Source organism: Desulfoscipio sp. XC116 (genome assembly GCF_039851975.1).
In the GTDB taxonomy this organism is placed as follows: Bacteria; Bacillota; Desulfotomaculia; order Desulfotomaculales; family Desulfallaceae; genus Sporotomaculum.
On the sequence record NZ_CP156660.1, the window covers coordinates 3,902,589 to 3,919,830 of the forward strand.

The following is a 17,242-nucleotide window of genomic DNA, read 5'->3' on the forward strand; positions in this document are numbered from 1 at the left end:
GACATTTAAAAAGCATTAGCAACAGCGGGCAACAACCGTTTCCTTATATATATTGGCAATTGTTGTAACCACTCACCAACTTTCTCGGCAATGACAATAGATCTTGCCTGGGGCTCTACCTTATCGGCAACAACCATGACAGAACTCATGATGGTTAATAGTTGGGTTAGAGCTGTCCGGTAATCGAGGTCTTTTACCTCATCACACATTATGAAGAACAGTTCCCCTAAAGATTTAGGGTCAGTGTTTAACCTTGACTCCCATGACAATACAATGTATCTGGTAAAAATAATGCTGGTATGAGCTATCATCATATCGTAGGAACGTCCTTGAAACTCTTTTGCCAACTGTAGATAAGACTTGGCAACCTTAAAAAATGTCTCTATATCCCAACGCATTCCGTAGCAACGAACAATTTCCTCGCTGGATAAAGTGTAATCGGTGCTAAGCAAAGCTAACCACTGGCGCTTCTGGTGTATATTTCTTACAAACACAACCTTGGCTTTGATACCCGGCTCGATTTGAACGATAACCGAAGATAGTATCCGTTTATCGGCATAATTGGCGACAAGATTCGATTTTTGGTAGAGGTCTTTTAGGGTCACAAAAGTTAGCCATTTGCCACCAACAACATACTTTTGTTTGAGGTCCTTAACCATCCCAACAACGGTAAGGCGCTCGTTGTGCAGGGATTTAATTAAAGGCGGCAGCATAAACCAACTATCCATTAAAATGGTATCTGCCTGAACGCCGGATTTAAGCGTGCGACGAACAAGCGATGCCACAACCTCCGAAGTGCTTTGAATCGCTTCCCGGCGGCGTTTGTAACCATGTGTGCGTTTATCTATGCATGAAGATGTTTCGCAATAGCGGTTTTTGGGTTTACTTGAACTTAGCAGTGAAAAATCAATTGGTACAAAAGAGTGCCCGTCCGACCAACCCAATGTTAGCATGCGAAATCCTTTAACAGATTTACCGCTGGTATGGTCAAAAACATTGGCAAGCAACTCCACCTTTTGGCTTCTACCGCGGCTATAAAGAGAATCGTCAATGATTAAACACCCGTTTTCTAGTGGGGGTCGTAAGCTTGGCCATTTTGGATATTACATCCTGGCTAACGGCCAATAAAAAGTTCCTCCAACCAAACCGTGGGTTATTTAAAAACCGATAAACTACATTTTTACCGGGCAGGTCTTCTCTCCTAGAACGTTGCAGTAACCTAAACCAGTTTTTATTTGCAAAAACCATCAAGAAAACCAAACAAAAGACTGTTAGGCTCGAAAATCCAAGGCCTTTAACTATGCCGGCTTTGCGCAGGTAATTTGCTATATTAAATTCCGAAAAAACAAATTGAAGACTTTTTGGTAGTTGCTTAACCCCTAAATTTTTTGTTATCATGATCTTGGACACCTTCCTTGGTCTGGTAATTTGGTTTGGGCAATTCCATTTTACCAAAAGGATTGGTGTCTATTCTACTTTTTCAAAGATTTCAAGGGTTATTTTATTTACCCGCAGGGCCATTTAATTGTTGGCTTAATGGCCATTTTGTAAGTGGGAAAGTTGAGTTGAGTACTAAATTGAAACATTCCCATTAAAACTAATTTCAGTACTCCTGGGATAAACAATTGTACATACGTAACAGCCTAATATAAAGGAAATGCTATTGTATTGGATAAACTGTTTAAAATAACTAACAATATAACTGTGCTTTATTTTAAGTTGATTTATTTCATAAACTTGAAATGGAGTTGCCATACCGGTTTTTAAAATTTTAGATAATGCCTCTTTAGCAGTCCATAAAACAATTAACATGATGCTGTTAGAAAAGGGAAGTGTCTTAATTAGTTCTTTTTCCTTTTCAGTTATTGGGAGCTCCAATAAATTGTTTTTATTGAAATCTATCTGCTCAATATCAATTCCCATAGGAAGGCTTTCAGGAAACGCAACAGCCGCACCAATATTATCACAATGGCTAATGCTGACTTGAATATTTTGATTTTTTTTATTTATTACAATGGGGTGATTAAAAATACCTTGCTTTATATGAACATCCCAGAGATTTGTTTCTCCAGTCAAGATGGATAAAGCATGTTTGGCCGAATATCTTCCTAACAAATAACTTCTTTTTCTTTTTTCAAAAGTAAGTGTTTCAAAATATCTTAGTTCTTGTGGATGCAGATATTGTACTACTTCTAAATAATCTGAGATAAAAGGTAAACAACATATACATATACTTGCTCTAAACACTCTTTCTTGATCCTTTAGCAATAATTTGCTGGTGCAAGTCCTTTGCATATCAGAATTGGCACAGTTAAATAAATCATTCATTTGATTATCAAACATTAAACTAATTCTCCTCTTATAATTGTGTACTGCTAATCTAAACGGACTGCTTTGCGAAGTGTAACAGATATTAGAGCCAATTGAGAATATCAATCCCATAAACATCATGGCTTCTAAGACATACAAAAAACGCCATACCCAAAACAAAAGATAACTCGAATTATGGCACAGCAAGAAAGCATGAGCTTGTTTGAATTTCAACAACGTTTTAATAGTGAAGAAGCTTGCCAAGAACACCTTTTTAATATGCGTTGGCCCGAAGGATTTTCATGTCCCCGCTGTGGTTGCAAGGAATATTACCATATATCATCGCGTTGGCATTATCAATGTCAAAGCTGCAATTATCAAGCACTCTTGACAGCGGGAACTATGTTCACAAAACTTGCACACTATTGCAGAAGTGGTTCTGGTCCATATTCCTGGTTGCTAACGATAAGCGAGGCTTCTCTGCCCTTTCTTTAAAGGATACAATTAACGTAAGTTATCCCACTGCATGCCTGGCTTATGCTGCATAAGATCCGAAATGCAATGTCTGGCCGATCAGCTTTATCAGCTTTCCGGATTGGTTTAATTAGATTATGCCTTCTTTGGTGGGCCAAACGGTTTCCAAGGCCGTGGTACTGAAAAAAAACCTGTCTACGTTGCAATATCAACAGATAATCAGGGCAAACCGCTTTACTTGAAAATGAAAGTAGTAGACCGAATTAATAAAGAAACGACGTTAGATTTTGCAACCATAGTCATTGCCTCAGGGTGCACAATTACAACAGATGGATTCACCGTGTATCCCTAAGTTAAAGTCGAAGGTTACACCCATAATCGGGTTGTATCTTCTACTCCTGAAGCTGAGGAAAAACTTCACTGGGTACACGCTATCATTTCCAAAGCTAAGGCTTTTATCGTTGGCACTTTCTGGGCATGGCGTTTTTTGTATGTCTTAGAAGCCATGATGTTTATGGGGTTGATATTCTGCAATTAGCCCTTGTATATTTATACCCTATTAGTTTTTTTCATATATTTTTTTCCGGCTTACTTTTCCATCATGTTATCATTAAATACCTTACCATATTTTATATCTATCCTACAATTATATGCTATAGGTTATTTTCTTACATAAAGTGATAAAAAATTTTATTTCTTTACATATGATGACAAAATAGTAAAAAAGCAAAATTAATGTAAAGCAATTAACAGAAAAACCTTAACATGGTAATATTGATCTTAATTTATAAAGAGCCAATTGCAAAATTAAGGTTTTCGCCCTGGAAACAAAAGGATATTGGCAAGATAAATGCAATTAATTTACAAAGATAAACAAATAGAGTCTGATGGAATTTATTGGTGCAAATATTAGCCTAAAAAAGCACAGAGATATCCTATACAAGTAAAATGCACAAAAAGAAAGATATAATTTGATATTACGCTACATTCGGTAACGCCTTATCTTTGAGCTGAACAATGGTTCCAGCAAGAAACGTTATCAAACAAATCATAATATCAGTAAACGCTTTATCTATACCCCTTTTAGTTAGCCGGTCCATATATAGATGGCCCTTTAACACGGAAAATAATCTTTCAATTGAAGTGCGATGCCTATAAAGCTTATGCCAGGTACGGCTTCCACGGTGGGGCTACAGAACATTCGCGGGTTTTCATTAATGGATACCCTTTTGACATACCCATAAGAACTAGTGCACCCGCATTCACATTGGCAATCTACTGGTTGACCGAAAATCCTGGGGCAGCGAAACTTGTTGGTTAAAATTTTCTTTTCAGTGCTCCGATAAACCATAGCATTTTTACCCGGGCATAAAGGCGTACCATAATCAGTATGTTCCTTATATGTGCCCTTTTTACCGCGGTGATTCAATTTAACTATTGCCTGGCCACGCAACTTTAAAGCTTGTGAATATATGTATTCAGCGTCATAACCAGCATCCATAAGGTAATAACTAGGGGCAAAACCAAACGCTTTATTGTGGAAATAATAGCCTTCATTCATTAAAGTTTCAGCAAACTCAAAATCAGAGTAGTTAGCTGGAGCAATCCTGGCGGCTACAGGTATCGGGCCGTGATTAGTATTAACAGCTGCCAAGTGAAGTTTATAACCATAAAAAATATCCGTTTCCCCGCTGGAAGCAGTACGGTGCCCAAAAGCGGCACCGGTTTCTCCATCCTTGCGAGGGCGTTCTTTAGCTGTAATATCCGTGCTATCAATAGCAATTTCTCCGGTGGAGATTGTCATTGATAAGACCTGACTTGAAAGGCTATTGCACAAATCACCAAGATCCTTTTGAAAGTTCGGACCAGTAAGTTCTTTTTCGAAACGGGAGAACACGCTTTCAGAGGGTGTAGGTTTCATGATATCGAAGCCACACCAATGGGCTAACATCGGCGAATAAGCCAAGCATTTAACTAATGCTTTTGTAGTGGTTAGCCCCATCAGCTTTTTAAGTACCAGAGCGCGAAATAATGCTTGCCTGTCGTACCCCTTGCGGCCAGGACCGCTATAACAGGCATGAAATTCATCTAATTTTCCCCATTTAATTTGGGTAATAACTTGGTATATTTTATCTTGCTCATTAAAATTTTCTATAAAAATTTCAAAGGGAAAAAGTACTCCTTCAAGAATATACATATTAGGGTTTCACCTCGCTTGCGTTTTTTGTAGGGGTACAAAGAACATTTCTGCAAGCTAACAGGTGAAACTTTTTAATTTTGCTAGAATTTATGAGATATTTAAGCTTTTTTAATTTGGGTATGTTGCTTTTTACATGTGCTAAAAGCCTTGTGGTTGGCGGGGTGTAGATTATGCAATTGGCTCTCGTATTGTAATAAGTTAAGTGATAGTCATCAAATTAATAATGAAGATGCATTAAAAAATAAATTGTCAGTAGCAGCATCTGAAAAAACAAAATTTAATGTGATTGTTCCGTTTAGTGGCGGTAAGGATAGTACGTATGCATTGTTTCTAATGAAGGAGATCTATCAAATGCGACCCCTAGCGATAAATTTCGATAATGGTTTTCGTTCTGAATATGCAATAAAAAATTTGCATCATATAACAAATCTACTAGAAGTTGATTTAGTAACCATAAAGCCAGACTGGGGCTTAATGAGAAAACTATATAAGTGCTTTTTAAAATACACTGGAAAGTTTTGCACGGTGTGCAATGCAATAGGTTATTTAACTATTTTTAACTATGTTCTTCAGCTTGGACATTTAATTGGGTGTTCACCGCTAGTAGTTGGTGCATGGGTGTCTAAGATTGAAGAACAACCAGATGTTTATTCCTTTGATATGAAATATTTTATCAATACAATAAAAGAAGAAAATAATCTTTATGAGGAACTAATCAATAATTGTTTTATAGATGAAGATTTACTCTGCGCTCTAATGAATAACCCTGACCCTAGGGTTGTAACTTCTTATGATGAATCTTTAATTGTTAATTTTATTCAATTGCCAGATTATTTAAATTGGGATATTAAAAAAAGATGATTATAAAGTTTAATCAGGCGCCCTCTTTTCGATGCAGAACATACGCATTTGCAGGCTTGCCTTGATAAATTTTGCTACCGCTTCAATCGCAAATATTGGTGTAATCAGCTTTTTAACAGATTATTAGATACTTGTATAACCAGGCCGGTTTTAACTATGCTGAGCTAACTTTATAATCATGTAAAAAAATTACAAGTTTGTTGTGTGACAAGTTATCCTGGAAAGTTCCTGAAGGAATTGAAAGAACTCACTTTGACTGTATTGTTCATCCTGTTTCTGAGTATATTCAAATTAAAAAATATGGATTTGGACAAAAAGATATAAGCTATTCAAATATGATTAGAGATGGCCAAATATCTAGAAATGAAGCAATAGAAATGATAAGGAAACAATCTCGCGATGAGCCAAAAGAAATGGAAGTTTTTTTAAGGCTCATCAATATTACAAGGATGATATAAATTGGCATGGAGGGTGGCATGTAAGGTCTTAAAGTTTGGTGGTAAACGAATGATAATTTAATTTAGAAATGTGAAATAAATTGTGTTTTTATTCTCGCATGATAAATTTTATTCATGGCCAGTTAACTAGAAATATTGATAGCTAAAAAAGTTTTCTATTGTCCTGGAAAGTTGTGCTTTTGCGCAAGGAGTGTATCTGTTTTTATTCTTTTTATTATATATCATAAATAACTCAACTTTCCCACTTGCAAAATGGCCATTAAACCAACAATTAAGTGGCCCTGCGGGTAAATAAAATAACCCTTGAAATCTCTGAAAAAAAAATAGAATAGACACCAATCCTTTTGGTAAAATGGAATTGCCCAAACCAAATTACCAGACCAAGGAAGGTGTCCAAGATCATGATAACAAAAAATTTAGGGGTTAAGCAACTACCAAAAAGTCTTCAATCTGTTTTTTCGGAATTTAATATAGCAAATTACCTGCGCAAAGCCGGCATAGTTAAAGGCCTTGGATTTTCGAGCCTAACAGTCTTTTGTTTGGTTTTTTTGATGGTTTTTGCAAATAAAAACTGGTTTAGGTTACTGCAACGTTCTAGAGCTGTGCCATAATTCAGGCTACCTCCCATTCGATATTGTTTCAATTATGGCACATGTGTTTGGAAGCGGGAAGAGATTCCTGATTAAGCTTTATAATCATGATTAAAGTCGGCCAAGAATTATCAATGGGCTTATAATAAATTTGAATTCATGGTTAGTCTTTTGGGGGGATTGTAAATTAAATTTAAAGAAAGTGAAAAATACATGAAACATCGTAAAGAATGGATTACAAAAAAAAATAAACTACGTATTTTGAAAATATCAAGTATTAAGTGTAATTGCTATCTTGTCACAAACGGTCAATCGACAATTTTGGTTGATACTAATATAACTTTGAAACGAAAACAGATGCTCCGAAACTTAAATGAGCTGGGTTTTCACCAGTTGAACGCGATCGTGCTGACGCATACGCACTTTGATCATGCAGGTAATGTTGCCTTTTTACGAAACAAATTTAGGTGCGCTGTTTTTGTTCATGATGCCGAAGAAGAAAAGTTGGCTGTTGGCTGTACCCCTTTACCTTTGGGGGCAATCTTTCCTTTGAGCATTCTAACAAGATACGTCAACAAACATCATATTGTATTGCCATTCCAAAAATATGAGCCTTGTAAAGCAACAACCATAATTCATGATATTTATAATTTAAACGCTATTGGTTTAGCAGCGTATATTTTGCATACACCCGGCCATACGTTTGGTTCCGTGAGTATCATTGTTGACGAGGAAATCGCTTTGGTTGGGGACACCATGGTTCATGGTGTAGGTGGTAGTATTTACCCACCGTTTGTTGATAATCCCAAACTGTTATTAAATTCCTGGCAAAAGCTATTAAATACCGGATGTAGACTCTTTTTGCCGGCTCATGGCGGTGAAAATACACGAATTGTAGTCAGCCGTTGCTTTGACCGCTATACTAAAAAGCAAAATGATTGCTAATAATTATTACTTGAGAGTCAAAAATCCTAAATCAGTATCCTATTTGCGCAAAGACCTACTTGAAGACGAAAGCTGTATCATGAGCTGCGGTTTATGCTTATGAAATATGATGCATAGACCCGAGCATATCGCTGGAATAGACAATTTCATCGTTTATAACTAATGAAAATTTTGTAAACAGGTGGTGTGTTTGGCTGTGAAAATAAAATTAACAAAAGCTCAAGAAAAAATTTATAATTTTATAAGATTGAATAAAAATGATGCTTCGTATAATATTACGTATTTGTGTGAAATTCTAGGAGAGCTTAACGTAGAACGGTATAAATATATCTATGAAGGTTATATAAATGCACTTGATGTGGCCAAGGTAAACATTGTCGTGGAGGAAAAAATTCCTTATCACAACGTAGACGAAAACCGTAAGAATCAGTTAAGAATTATTGATTTCACAGATAAGGATCGTGCTGCTTTTCAAAAAAAAGTTAAAGCCATTGCGAATATGCGTAAATCAACGCCAATTGATCTGAGCAAATGGCCATTGTTGGAATTTGAATTGTATAAGAATGCTGAAAAATTATCATATGTTACTGATCAATATGTCACACATTATTACAGATGTTTATAGTTGTTATCATATGATTTCTTTGATCAGTAATTTATATAATTCTGATTTATCATATAATGCCATTAAGTCCAAATTACAAAAGGAAATAGGTTCCTTCTTTTCTTTAAGAGAGCAGCTAGATCAGCTTCGTTATAATGACAGAGCTATTAATTTTTTCAATAGCGAATTACAAGATGTTGAAAAATATGAAGTTGAAGCAATACGGCAAGCCCGAAACTATCGTGGCGTCCTCGAAGGTAGCAGTTGTAATTTTGCTTTGGATCGAATTCTAAATCATAGGATCAAAAACTTTATTCAAGAGCATCATGTCACGGAGTTTTCGTTTTTTTTATCAGTCTATATCCTTATGCTAGCAAAACTAACAGCTACAAAAGATTTAATCGTAGGAATTCCCTTGGCGAACCGGCTTGATAAGTCCATTCGAAATATATTTGGTTATTTTGTAAATACTTTGCCCATGAGAGTCTACTTAAATGAAAATGAAACATTCAACAGTTTTTGTAATAATATCTTAAGTAAAGCTTTTAAACTCGTAAGGTATCAAGATTTTTCCATCGAACATCTGAGTAGAAAAACCATGGGCTATATCAATAATATTTTTACTTTTTATAATCAAGAATTAGTCCTTAAATTAAATAACTGTAAAGTAAGAAAAATAGCACTAAACACAGAAACAGTTATGTTCGAGCTTACGAATCAGGTAGAGTCTGGTAGCAATTATTATATTAATTTTGAACACGGGAAATTCTTTACAGAAATCGCGATGGAGGAAGTATATCATAGTATTTTAGAACAGGTGTTGGAGAATAAAATTATCAAGGAGATACAGCTTGTCCCCAATCTGGGAAAAAGCTATATGAACATCAATGCGTATGAAGAAAATATGTCTACAAAACATGAACATATTATGGATCTTTTTTATCAGATTGTTGAGGACTATCCCGTTCACATTGCTGTGCAGTGTCATGGTGTTTGCTGGACTTATCGTGAACTTGACAGAAAATCAAATCAGGTCGCACGGTTGCTATTAAATCATTATCCAGAAGAAAAGTATATTGCCTTTTCTAGTTATCGTAAAAATGAACTCATTGCTTTGATTTTAGGCATTATCAAAGCGGAAAAAACATATGTTCCCATTGATATAAATACTCCTACCAAACGTTTAGAATATATTCTAGAAAATTTGGGGCAGGTACCTTATATTGCTGAAACAGAAGTGATTCAACGATTCAACTGCGATTATACAAAAATTATGGATATCGCGGAAATGTTTCATTGTCTTGAGTTATATTCGACCGACAAAATCACTATTAACCTTTCTTTTGATCATGAGTTATATACGATTTATACTTCAGGCTCTACAGGAGAACCTAAAGGGGTATCTGTCAGCAATAAAAATTTGCTTAGTCTGATTGAGGCAACAAGGGAACAGTTTGATTTTAACAGTCGTGATGTTTGGACATTATTTCATTCTTATAGTTTCGACTTTTCTGTTTGGGAGATCTTTGGTTGCCTGCTGACGGCAGGAAAACTAATCATTGTCGATCCGTTGGTATGTAAATCTCCAGAGCAATTTTATAATTTGGTATCACGAGAGAAAGTAACAATTTTAAATCAAACCCCGACAGCTTTCAAAGGTTTTATCAAAGCCGACAATTTGATTCGTTACACCTTAAATCTCAGATATGTTATTTTTGGTGGTGAAGCGCTGTATTTCAATATGCTGAGAAATTGGGAAATTAACCATCCACTGACAACAACAAAGCTGATTAACATGTACGGTATCACTGAAACAACGATTCATGTAACATATTATGAAATTACTCATAAAGATATTTACAAAAATGATAAAAGCATAATTGGTGTTCCACTTAGAAACCTTGTTGTTTATGTCACAGATCAAGAGCTGAATATTCTGCCGAAAGGTGTAAAAGGAGAACTCTTGGTATGTGGGAATGGCGTTGTGAAAGGATATTTTCGTAATGATGAATTAACAACCAAAAAATTTGTGTATGTACCACGAGCAAAACAAATTGCCTTTCGTAGCGGCGATTTGGTGAAAATTAACCAACAAAACCAGATCGAATATTTGGGCAGAATCGACCGACAAATTCAGTTGCGGGGATATCGAATCGAATTGGGCGAAATCGAAAATGTATTAATGAGGGAATTTAAGTTGGATGCATGCTCTGTGCAATTGATTTACTATGGAGAAGATGACGAAAGGATTGTTGCGTTTCTTGTTGTAAACCAGGAACTGTTCAATATTCAAGGTATTAACCATAGTTTAAAGGAAATTCTACCTAATTATATGATACCATCTCATTATGTACGTGTTGATCAGATTCCGATGAATGTAAACGGAAAAGTAGACCGCGACAAATTAATTCAAAATTTACAAGTTAACAAGGCTTTTTTTACTAAGGACATTCAAATAACAGATGAAATAGAAAATAAAATTTATACTATTATAAGTAATCTGGCGAAAACAAGAGATTTTTCTCTTGATGAAAACTTTTTTGAAGTTGGTATTAATTCTATTCATATCGTAGAAATCTATCATCATCTCATGAATGCTTTTCAGATTGATAACTTTGAGGTTGTCGATTTGTTTGAATATACGACAGTCCGTAAAATTGCTGCTTTAATTAAAAAACAAAAAAAACAACCCTCTACGCAGGTCAATCGAGCCGAGTTAAGACTTGATAAAAAAGGGAAAAAAGTTAGATAATAGTACCTGGAAAAGTGGATAAATACATTGGATAGCACTAATAAAAGATCCCAAATTATTGCTCCTTGACAACTTCACATAGCAAAAATAGGCGATTAAAAGCAAAAATCATCCCAAAAAGGCAATAACAAGCTAGGCCAGTGTTCATTTAAGATGATCCGGCTTTATATAAGGGCATATCCAATATATTTAAATTTGTCGAATACTACGCTGCAGTTTCTAAAGACTTCAAGCTAATTTAAATGAGTATGTTGGGTTTGATAACCTTAACCTGGGCATCCAAATATTGATTGACAGCGGCAAGAATGGCTTGCCAGAACTAGCGCTTTTTAGTTCGTGCTCTGGCAGATTCAATTTGGTTATCAACAAGGATTCTCTTAAAAGTGCGCTCAACAGTGGTTCTGTGAGCATAAGCAATTTTTTAGGCTTTCGAGCCATGTGGCGCAGGAGTAAAAAGACGTAAATCCCAATCAGGTTTTGTATAAACAACACGTCCGAAGTTACTGGGAGAGCATTCCTTGTGCCGAGGACATTTACTCTTATTTTGTAATTAGGGCAACGCCATTTAATGAGATATCTGTTTTTATTAAATCCCCAATTGAGCATGGGTAAACCTGCGAGACAGATAGGTGCACCATTATCTATCATCAACAGAAATGGGACCGGGTAAAGTTGGATTATCGCTGGCACGCTTACAGAGTGTGTCCATAAAACCTCGTTCATGATAACTGTCCCATCCCCAGTTAGCATTGGGATCGATAAAAGAGCGTTTACAGTTGCAGCGATAAATGCCTTGGGTGTGGCAATCGCAGAGCTTTTTGACGTAGGGGCTGGCGCCGGTTTGGGTGGTCAATATTACGCAATTCTACGAAAAACACAGAAATTCGGAAAATATTTTCATTTATTTAGTTTCAATTCGCGGGGTCTAAACCCATTGCCTTTAGGCGGTATACGCTTTAAGCCTTAAAAAGCAGGGCATGCAGGGCATACTAAACTCAAAAAGGAGAAGAAATATGCCGGCAGAATATAATAAATCCAGCCATGCTGTTTATGACATCAAATATCACATCATATGGGTAACAAAGTATCTATATAAATTATTGGGTGAAGAAATAGCAAAACGGCTAAGGGAGTTGATTCGTCAGGGCTGTGAAGCAAGAAACATGACGATAGTCCAAGGAAGTATAGGGAAAGATCATGTGCATATGCTGTTATCCTGTCCGCCAAGTCTGTCACCGAGTAAAATCGTCCAATATTTAAAAGGAAGGTCATCAAGGTTATTGCAGGATGAGTATCCGGAACTCAAGAAAAAGTACTGGGGACAACATTTATGGGGTAGAGGATATTTCTGTGCAACAGTAGGAAGTGTGACGGAGGAAACAATCAGACGCTATATAGAGAATCAAGAAATATCCGGCAATAACGAGATATTTAAGATAAGAGAATGAGTTTCAGTCATGATTTAGGTTGCTTTCAGCGACAGAGCTTTAAGAAGGATTAATCCTTAGGTGGTCGACTTTCAGTCGAAAAGCATTTATGCTTTAACCTGCCTACTTTTAGTAGGCGGTAGTTTAGATATAAGGATTTTTCATAATTGCTGTAGCATAAAATTCAATGCCATAATTTAGAACTGCAATCACAAGTTTTAAAATACCTGTATTACCTAAGCTGCCTGCTTTACAATTTTAGGATCAATACTGAAATCATCGCTGTGAATAACATCGCAATACATGATAATAAAACACGCGCTTTTACTTTTTTAAACCCTCGCACATTTAGGTTTTTAAGGTTCAGGCATTCTTTAAAGCGGCCAAAACAGCGCTCGACGGATGTGCGTTTATTGGTAATATTTGGGTCCAGCTCTTACTACAATGATGAGAGTGTTAAACCGTCTGGGATCATCTTTAACCCGTGTTTTTACTGCTAACCCGTAATTTGAACGAGAGCACTAGGCTGAACCATGTGGGCAGTCTACTTTACACAAAACATGCGGGCACCTGAATTTATTGCAACCATTCTTATTACTACCCCGGTAGATCATAGGGTAACCACCGGGGAGCAAATAGGGGTGTAAAATCAAGGCCTTCATGCGGCATTTTAGCTCCACGTAAGTTTAGCGGTATAATGCCTTGTGAATTATATTAATGGTAAAAGGTTGCGTAGATTTCCTTGATATCGCAACCGGAATCCATTGTCCAATATTTGGGGGCTATCTGATCTACTGGCAGGAGTTAAATTTACGGCCAGCAGCATTTTGCTTTTACAATCAACCGCCAGGTGTGCTTTCAAACCAAACCAGGTTATCTGATTGCCGTGACTGTCATTTTTAGAGCCCCAATCCGGTTGGCTGCCATCTTGTTCTATGGTTTTCTTAGGTTTTGCTCTTTTTCGAGATTCTAATTTGGTTGCATTTAGAGCAGCACAATCACTGTCTATAGTCCCTTGTTTCCGGAGTTCACTCACAAGTTGCTTAAAATACTGTTCTAATAAATTCATTTTCGGATATTGCTTTAAAAAGTCGGCTAAATGTGGAAACGCTCGGTGTTTGACTTGCTATTGGAAAACCGCATGCAAAACTAAAAACAGGATCTTGTCTTAATCGTTCGGTTAAAACAGTAAATCCGGTATTCTTTTAATAACCACTGCAAACAGAGCTCGTAACTTTGCGGCCAACGAGTACCCATTAGGCCTTAGAGAGCTTTTTTCAAAGTTATCAATAATGGGGCTAAGATCGAAGGTGTGAAAAATCTTTTCCAACCGGGTTTCAGGTTGCAGTTTCAAAATTTCGTCAAAGGAAAACAGGCACTGGTTTTGAATATACAAGTAACTTCACCTCTCGTTTTTGTCGTTTGTTATTAGGTGGTTACTTGCAATATTCGGCAAAACAAGGGGTGAAGTCCTTTTTTGTGTACTTGAAGCCCTCGATTATATTGGCGTATGGATTATGCAGAATGCTTAGATAGGAGAATAATCATATGGATGATACAAAAATTGCCGTCATTGGTTTGGCAGGACGTTACAGTAATGCTGAAGATATCGGGATAATGTGGCAAAAGCTACTAGATGGAACAGATTTTCATGTTTGGGGAGAATATAGGAGAGACAATCTAGCAGCACTATATATAAACCGGTATGCAAAAATAGATTATTTGGAATACTTCGATAACGAGTTTTTTCATTTTACACCATACGAAGCACAGATTACAGACCCGCAACAAAGAATACTGTTGGAGTGTTGTTTTGAAACATTGGAAAATGCCGGCTATGCCGATATAAGCAAAAAACAATGTATCGGTGTCTTCGCCTCTGCCAGCTTGAGCACATATTTATTGCACAATATTCTTTCTCAAAAAAAGTACAATAGTAACGAGATCAATTATAATGTTTTGATTAGCAATGATAAAGATTTTACAGCAACCAGGATTGCTTATAAGTTAAACTTGTGTGGACCAGCATACACTGTACAATCTGCTTGCTCAAGCTCACTCGTTGCACTACACTGTGCATACCAAAGTATTCTTAATTATGAATGCGATGCGGCGCTTGTAGGTGCTGTCTCTATATTAATTCCCCAAGAGCAAGGGTATTATTATAAAGAAGGCGGTATTCTTTCAAAAGACGGCATATGTAGGCCCTTTGATGATGAAGCAAACGGTACGATCAAGGGGAATGGATGTTCAGTAGTAATGCTTAAAAGATTGGCGGAAGCCGAAAAAGATCAGGATCGTATTTATGCAGTTATCAGTAGCACGGCCGTTAATAATGATGGTTCTGCTAAAATCGGTTTTACAGCCCCGAGTGTTGAAGGACAAGCAGCCGTGATCGATGAATGCATTGCCTATAGCAAAATCGATAAAAGCAAAATCGATTATATCGAAGCGCACGGTACCGGTACAAAATTGGGAGATCCGATCGAAATCAAAGCCTTATACAAAGTATATAGCAATGTCGATAAGAAGATACCTATAGGCAGTATTAAAGCAAACATTGGTCATTTAGATGTCGCTTCAGGATTGACTTCCACCATTAAAGCAATATGTATGTTGCAGGCTGGTATCATTCCTGCAAACATTAACTTTAAAAGTTTGAACAAAGAAATCACATCAAAAGTCCCTTTTTATTTTCCCGTAACAAATAAAAAAAAATTACTTACCCATATCGGCGTCAGTTCCTTTGGGTTGGGTGGTACCAATGCACATGTAATCGTATCTAAATATGAAAAAAAACAACGCCCCAAAAGCCAGCATGACATGTATATGATCCCGATCTCTTATTTCAGAGAAAGTGACTTAGAACCCATCACCAAACAACTTATTGCTAATCTTAATCATCACTTAGGAGATATTGTTTATTCTATGTCGATTGGTAAAAGAAAGTTTAAAAATAATGTTTACCTATTGTTCAGAAATAAAGAAGAATTGAGCGCCAAATTGATGGGCAAAGATTATATTCGGTCAAGCAGATACCGTCCCAGTCTTCCTGTTTTTGGTTTAGAAGATTACCGGTCGTTTCAGTATTTGTTTCCTAAATATGAAGAGCTTTGCAAAACTGCTGGAATTGACAATGTGTCTATCGATAAACAACAGGAGTATTTTAGTAGGCACTTGGCGTGGATCCGTTTTTTAAAATCAATTTGTATGCTTGATGCAGAGGATTTAACTTTTGTCAAAAGACTTGATCAGCAACTATGGGATTTAGCTGACAATGATGAATCTTTTCTAGCAATGAGTTGTTATGATGAATTTTTTTCCTCTATACCAGTAGGTATAGAAACGGCTTTGACCGAATTTCTAAATTTTATAGGACAAGTTCAATGTATAAGCCAAATTGATTTTAAGGTGCTTTATAAAGATCTAGGTTGGGAACACCTTGCTATTACAAAATACCCATATAAGAAAAAAAGGTTTTGGATTGATGTTTATGAGAAAGCAAAGAATGTTGCTCAGATAGAGCATTTAACCAGTCGCGATGAAGACGCTTATGTGGAAATGATTTTAGAAATCTGGAAAGGTGTTATTGGGCTTGAGGAAGTTGAAGTCGATGATGATTTTTACGAGTTAGGCGGAGATTCCCTCTTATTAATTGCTGTTTTAGATAAGATAAATAACAGAATTTCGACAAAGTTAAGTATTGAAAATGTTATCAATTTCAATACTCCTAGAAAATTGGCCGGCTATTTATCTAATAGAATTGCTATTTCTAATAATTACACGTTTATCTCTAAAATCAGAGATAATGGTCCTTCAGCCCAAAATATTTTTTTGATCCATCCTGCTGGTGGCACAACGCATTGTTACAAACTTTTGCATAAATATCTTGATACACAGGTGGAATTTAATTTATATTGTATTGACTTGCCGCAAAATCATAGCAATTATCCAACGATGGAATCGTTAGCAAAGCTTTATGCAGCTGGTATTTTAAATATCCAAAGTGTAGGACGCGTAATTATCGGTGGTTATTCTTTCGGTGGAAATATGGCTTGTGAAGTAGCATTACAAATCCAAAACCAAAATAAAGGAATCGTTATTGATCATGTCCTGCTTTTTGATTCTCATCCTCCGATTGCTTACAACTCCTATCAAAATCAAATAATCAATTATAATAAAGTTTTTTTTGTTATGCTGGCAAACTATCTTCAACTTGATGCTAATTATATTGCAGAAGGATACCAAAAAGGAACGTTACAGGATGAATTAATGCTTAGTTTAAAAAACAATAAAAAGTTGGGTTTATCCTTAAGTGATGAAGAAATGATAGGTTTTTTTGATCGCTGGGTTTATAGTCATAAATTATTAAAACAGCATCAATTTAATGTAAAACTTCCTATGGATTGTGTCATTTTTCGTAGCATCGAAAATGAAGATGAGTTTATTCTCAATACTTTACAGATTAAATTATACCAAAAGCAGGAGTGGGAAAAATATTTTGACGGTAACGTAAAAATTTTTGATACACCAGGCAATCATTATACAATGTTTAGCGATAGCGAAAATGTTAAAGAATTAGCAAACGTAGTAAAAGAATGTTATATGCAATTGTTTTAAC

Annotated in this window: 12 protein-coding genes and 3 pseudogenes; 10 read left to right on the forward strand and 5 right to left on the reverse strand. The window is 36.1% G+C overall.

The genetic code is table 11. From position 1 onward, the window contains the following. Positions 1-5: 5 nt before the first annotated feature. Together ABDB91_RS18260 and ABDB91_RS18265 are read right to left on the reverse strand one after the other, a co-directional pair. Positions 6-1,398: pseudogene (locus ABDB91_RS18260) on the reverse strand (transposase). 174 nt (positions 1,399-1,572) lie between these two features. Then, the gene (locus tag ABDB91_RS18265) at positions 1,573-2,343 is read right to left on the reverse strand and encodes a 4'-phosphopantetheinyl transferase superfamily protein (RefSeq protein ID WP_347489145.1); all 771 of its coding nucleotides are present in this window, start codon (positions 2,341-2,343) and stop codon (positions 1,573-1,575) included. Positions 2,344-2,505: 162 nt separating this feature from the next. Between ABDB91_RS18265 and ABDB91_RS18270 the strand changes: the two are divergent. Continuing rightward, a pseudogene (locus ABDB91_RS18270) lies at positions 2,506-3,256 on the forward strand (IS1595 family transposase); the annotation flags it as partial. A 505-nt stretch (positions 3,257-3,761) separates the two neighbouring features. On the opposite strand, the gene ABDB91_RS18275 reads toward ABDB91_RS18270, so the two are convergent. Further along, on the reverse strand, positions 3,762-3,923 hold the full coding sequence (locus tag ABDB91_RS18275; protein WP_347491659.1) for a hypothetical protein: 162 nt from the start codon (positions 3,921-3,923) through the stop codon (positions 3,762-3,764). Further along, entirely contained in the window at positions 3,899-4,981 is a 1,083-nt protein-coding gene (locus ABDB91_RS18280) for a transposase (protein WP_347489147.1), read from the reverse strand. The genes ABDB91_RS18275 and ABDB91_RS18280 overlap by 25 nt, the downstream gene beginning before the upstream one ends. Before the next feature lie 138 nt (positions 4,982-5,119). Here ABDB91_RS18280 and ABDB91_RS18285 point away from each other — a divergent pair, with 138 nt between their 5' ends. The 8 genes and pseudogenes from ABDB91_RS18285 to tnpA all read left to right on the forward strand — a co-directional run bounded on the left by ABDB91_RS18285 (position 5,120) and on the right by tnpA (position 12,642). Next, a complete protein-coding gene (locus tag ABDB91_RS18285; RefSeq protein WP_347489148.1) occupies positions 5,120-5,845 on the forward strand; it encodes a hypothetical protein in 726 nt (241 codons plus the stop codon). A 45-nt stretch (positions 5,846-5,890) separates the two neighbouring features. After that, a pseudogene (locus ABDB91_RS18290) lies at positions 5,891-6,013 on the forward strand (IS1595 family transposase); the annotation flags it as partial. Positions 6,014-6,045: 32 nt separating this feature from the next. Continuing rightward, positions 6,046-6,303, forward strand: coding sequence for a hypothetical protein (locus ABDB91_RS18295; RefSeq protein WP_347489149.1), 258 nt, complete (start codon positions 6,046-6,048; stop codon positions 6,301-6,303). 401 nt (positions 6,304-6,704) lie between these two features. Then, positions 6,705-6,914: a hypothetical protein gene (locus ABDB91_RS18300; protein ID WP_347489150.1), complete on the forward strand. Its 210-nt coding sequence runs from the start codon at positions 6,705-6,707 to the stop codon at positions 6,912-6,914. A gap of 192 nt (positions 6,915-7,106) precedes the next feature. Beyond that, the gene (locus tag ABDB91_RS18305) at positions 7,107-7,838 is read left to right on the forward strand and encodes an MBL fold metallo-hydrolase (RefSeq protein WP_347489151.1); all 732 of its coding nucleotides are present in this window, start codon (positions 7,107-7,109) and stop codon (positions 7,836-7,838) included. A 196-nt stretch (positions 7,839-8,034) separates the two neighbouring features. After that, positions 8,035-8,463 (forward strand): condensation domain-containing protein, encoded by a 429-nt coding sequence (locus ABDB91_RS18310; RefSeq protein WP_347489152.1) that lies wholly within the window; start codon positions 8,035-8,037, stop codon positions 8,461-8,463. After that, positions 8,420-11,194, forward strand: a complete 2,775-nt coding sequence (locus ABDB91_RS18315; protein WP_347489153.1) for a non-ribosomal peptide synthetase — start codon at positions 8,420-8,422, stop codon at positions 11,192-11,194. Before ABDB91_RS18310 ends, ABDB91_RS18315 begins: the two co-directional genes overlap by 44 nt. Before the next feature lie 1,013 nt (positions 11,195-12,207). After that, positions 12,208-12,642 carry an IS200/IS605 family transposase gene (gene tnpA / locus ABDB91_RS18320; protein WP_347489154.1) on the forward strand — a complete coding sequence of 145 codons (435 nt, stop codon included), beginning with the start codon at positions 12,208-12,210 and terminating at the stop codon, positions 12,640-12,642. A gap of 688 nt (positions 12,643-13,330) precedes the next feature. Here the strand turns inward: tnpA and ABDB91_RS18325 are convergent. After that, positions 13,331-13,690, reverse strand: coding sequence for a transposase (locus ABDB91_RS18325; protein ID WP_347489156.1), 360 nt, complete (start codon positions 13,688-13,690; stop codon positions 13,331-13,333). Positions 13,691-14,169: 479 nt separating this feature from the next. Between ABDB91_RS18325 and ABDB91_RS18330 the strand changes: the two genes are divergently transcribed. Beyond that, the gene (locus tag ABDB91_RS18330; RefSeq protein ID WP_347489157.1) at positions 14,170-17,241 is read left to right on the forward strand and encodes a beta-ketoacyl synthase N-terminal-like domain-containing protein; all 3,072 of its coding nucleotides are present in this window, start codon (positions 14,170-14,172) and stop codon (positions 17,239-17,241) included. The last annotated feature ends 1 nt before the right edge of the window (position 17,242 follow it).